This window comes from Streptococcus sp. 210928-DFI.4.42 (assembly GCF_020554365.1).
Classification (GTDB): Bacteria; Bacillota; Bacilli; order Lactobacillales; family Streptococcaceae; genus Streptococcus; species Streptococcus parasanguinis_S.
This window is the reverse complement of the sequence record NZ_JAJCHF010000044.1, coordinates 1-3,399: the sequence shown is the minus strand read 5'-3', so window position 1 is coordinate 3,399 and position 3,399 is coordinate 1. Positions and strand designations below refer to the sequence as shown.

Sequence of the window (3,399 nt, the reverse complement as noted above, 5' to 3'; positions counted from 1 at the left end):
ATTGATTAATCGATGATTTTGCATTTAGATTTTGTCATTAGTTTGCTTAAATAAAGTACATAATTGACATGATTAGCTCAAAAAATTTTTTTGTTACTAAAGTAATCGCTTCACTTATCTTAAAATAGTTTTTCTCCATTCAAACTAATGCAAAATAATATTCGTTTTTCAATTTCTCAAAGTGTTATCGCTTGCATTTTTACTTAAAAGGGATACAATGATGGTGAAAAAACAAATCCTTTAAAGTATGCGAGGTGCTGTATGATGATAAGCAAGTATATCAAGTATCTTCCTTGGATGATCCTAGGAACCCTCTCCTCCTATCTATTAGCAACTGATTATGCCCGTAATTCATTTGACTTGTTCTATCTGACCTTGAACTTTACGATTGTGTACATCGCTTTAATCGTCTTCTACGAAAAAGTTCTAAGAGACAAATGCAAAGAACTCTTCATACGAATCATGAGCAATCCTAAAAAAGATAAGCAAGGATAAAAGTTAAAGAGGCTGGGACAAAAGTCCTAGCCTCTCAATTGTTTTTGGATTATCGAGCAAGACGCAGTGGTTGAGTGGGCTCTACTACGCTGATTTCATCAGCTTTTACAGCCCTACTCAACTGTGCGGAGGTGGGACGGCGAAATCGAATTCTAACGAATTACCGATTTCTGTCCCACTCTCTTTTTATAGATTTTCTATTTTTTCTTTGAAACATTGCAAAATCGGTCCCGAGAATGATTTCCTTGCTGATCTAGCTTTTTCAAGGGAGTTTAACCCTTAAATATGGTAAAATAGTAACGAAATATACTAGTAGATATCAAATAAAAAAGAGGTTAAGAATGACAATTGGGATTGATAAGATTGGTTTTGCGACGAGCCCTTATGTCTTGCGTTTAGAAGATTTGGCTACTGCTCGTGATACTGATCCCGAAAAACTGAGCAAGGGTCTTCTCTTAAAAGAACAAAGTGTTGCACCGATCACAGAAGACATCGTCACATTGGCTGCTACTGCAGCAGATGATATTTTAACAGACGAAGATAAAGAAGCAATCGACATGGTGATTCTTGCGACAGAATCTGGAATTGACCAGAGTAAGGCTGCTGCTGTGTTTGTCCATGGCTTACTAGACATCCAGCCTTTCGCCCGCTCTTTTGAGATGAAAGAAGCCTGCTATGCTGCAACTGCTGCCTTGGATTATGCTAAACTCCATGTTGAAAAATTCCCACAGAGTAAGGTTTTGGTCATTGCCAGTGACATTGCTAAATATGGAATTGGAACTCCTGGTGAACCAACACAAGGTGCCGGAGCAGTTGCTATGCTGATCAGTCAAAATCCTCGTATTCTATCTTTTAACGATGACAATGTTGCCCAAACACGCGATGTCATGGATTTTTGGCGTCCAAATTACGCGACAACTCCCTTTGTGAATGGGATTTATTCAACGCAACAATATCTAGATTCTCTGAAAACAACCTGGGCGGAATACCAGAAACGGACTGGCCTTGCCTTGACAGACTTTGCGGCCGTCTGCTTCCACTTGCCTTATCCGAAATTAGCTCTCAAGGGCTTGAAAAAAATCCTGGATAAGTCAGTGTCAGAAGAGAAAAAAGATCAATTACAATACAACTTTGATCAATCGATTCTATACAGCCAACGCGTGGGAAATATCTACACTGGATCTCTTTTCCTAGGCTTGCTGTCACTACTGGAAAATGACCCCCAACTCAAAGCTGGGGACCGAATCGCCCTCTTTAGCTATGGAAGTGGAGCGGTTTCTGAGATCTTTAGTGCTAACCTTGTTCCTGGTTTTGAGCAACTCTTAGATCACAAACGCATGGAAAAACTGGACCAACGTACGGTTCTTAGTGTTGCTGACTACGAACGACTCTTTTATGAGGAAGTAGATCTAGATCCTAGTGGCAATCAAGTGTTTGAGCCTGCTACGCATCAAACTTTTGCTTTGACAGAGATCAAGGAACACCAACGCACTTACCAGAAAGTAGAAAAATAATGGCACGATTACCAGGTTTTGCAAAACTTTCTCCCACAGAACGCATAGAGGCCTTACTGAAGGAAGGCCTCTTAACTTGGGATGAAGCACAGATCTTAAAAGAACAAAAGGGACTTCCCCTTTCTATTGCAGATCAATTGACAGAAAATGTCTTGTCGACTTTTGACTTGCCTTTTAGCCTCGCTCCTTATTTCCTGATCAATGGTCGTGACTATGTCCTTCCCATGGTCACAGAAGAGCCTTCCGTGGTTGCGGCTGCCAGCTTTGCAGCCAAGCTCATTCAACGTTCAGGCGGTTTCACCACCCAGGTGCACCAGCGGCAAATGATCGGTGAGATCGCTCTGACGGATGTTGAAGACATGGAAGTTGCCAGCAAGCGTATCCTAGAAGACAAGAAAACCCTTCTTCAGCTCGCTAATGAAGCCTATCCTTCGATCGTCAAGCGTGGAGGTGGAGCAAGGGATCTTTGGGTCGAAAACAAGGGGGACTTTCTTATTGTCTACTTGGCTGTCGATCCCAAAGAAGCCATGGGGGCCAATATGCTCAATACCATGTTAGAAGCTCTGACCGATCGTATCCAGGAACTCTCTGGTGGTCAGGCCTTGATGGCAATTTTATCCAACTTGGCTACTCGCTCTTTAGTGAGTGCACGGTGTGCCATCGGTTTTAAAGCACTGAGTCGAAATCCTGAGGAAGCCATTGAGATTGCCCACCGGATGGAGCTAGCTAGCCAACTGGCTCAAGTGGATCCTTACCGTGCAGCTACTCATAACAAGGGAATTTTTAACGGGATTGATGCCCTGGTCCTTGCGACAGGTAATGACTGGCGGGCCATCGAAGCAGGAGCCCATGCCTATGCTGCACAAAGTGGTTCATACAAGGGCTTGAGTCACTGGACAAGTCAGCCGGAAGAGAAAAAACTCTATGGAGAGATCACCCTACCAATGCCGGTTGCGACAAAAGGAGGCTCGATTGGCCTCAACCCAATGGTTCAAGTCAGCCACCGTTTGCTAGGAGAGCCTTCTGCTATTGAATTAGCAGGTATCATCGCTTCGCTCGGTTTGGCGCAGAATTTCGCAGCACTCAAAGCCCTTGTCACCACAGGGATTCAAGCAGGGCATATGAAACTCCAAGCACGCTCCCTAGCCCTTCTAGCAGGGGCTAAGGAAGAGGAAGTTCCCCGATTGGTCAGCCAACTCCTTGAAAACAAACCCTTTAATATAGAAAAAGCACAAACACTCTTACAAGAATTGAGAAAATAAAAGAACTAAGACAAGGTTTTCGTTTTCAGATTGAAGACAAAGTCATTTTTGAAACTTTCCTTAGGTGAGTACTGACGTCAGCGAACTTCGAAGAAGTTCCATGACTTAGTTTTGAACCTAAAGTTTCA

3 protein-coding genes are annotated in these 3,399 nt (G+C 43.0%); all 3 read left to right on the top strand.

Features of this window, described 5'->3' with window-relative positions; all coding sequences use genetic code 11:
- Positions 1 to 264 precede the first annotated feature (264 nt).
- Positions 265 to 495, top strand: a complete 231-nt coding sequence (locus LIZ08_RS10125) for a hypothetical protein (RefSeq protein ID WP_045759877.1) — start codon at positions 265 to 267, stop codon at positions 493 to 495.
- Positions 496 to 836: 341 nt separating this feature from the next.
- On the top strand, positions 837 to 2,009 hold the full coding sequence (locus LIZ08_RS10120) for a hydroxymethylglutaryl-CoA synthase (RefSeq protein ID WP_227038808.1): 1,173 nt from the start codon (positions 837 to 839) through the stop codon (positions 2,007 to 2,009).
- Positions 2,009 to 3,271, top strand: coding sequence for a hydroxymethylglutaryl-CoA reductase, degradative (locus LIZ08_RS10115; protein WP_227038807.1), 1,263 nt, complete (start codon positions 2,009 to 2,011; stop codon positions 3,269 to 3,271). Before LIZ08_RS10120 ends, LIZ08_RS10115 begins: the two co-directional genes overlap by 1 nt.
- Positions 3,272 to 3,399 lie beyond the last annotated feature (128 nt).

Excerpts from the sequence above, each read along its gene's own strand:
- LIZ08_RS10125 (WP_045759877.1), top strand. The coding sequence starts at position 265 with ATGATAAGCAAGTATATCAAGTATCTTCCTTGGATGATCCTAGGAACC.
- LIZ08_RS10120 (WP_227038808.1), top strand. The coding sequence starts at position 837 with ATGACAATTGGGATTGATAAGATTGGTTTTGCGACGAGCCCTTATGTC.
- LIZ08_RS10115 (WP_227038807.1), top strand. The coding sequence starts at position 2,009 with ATGGCACGATTACCAGGTTTTGCAAAACTTTCTCCCACAGAACGCATA.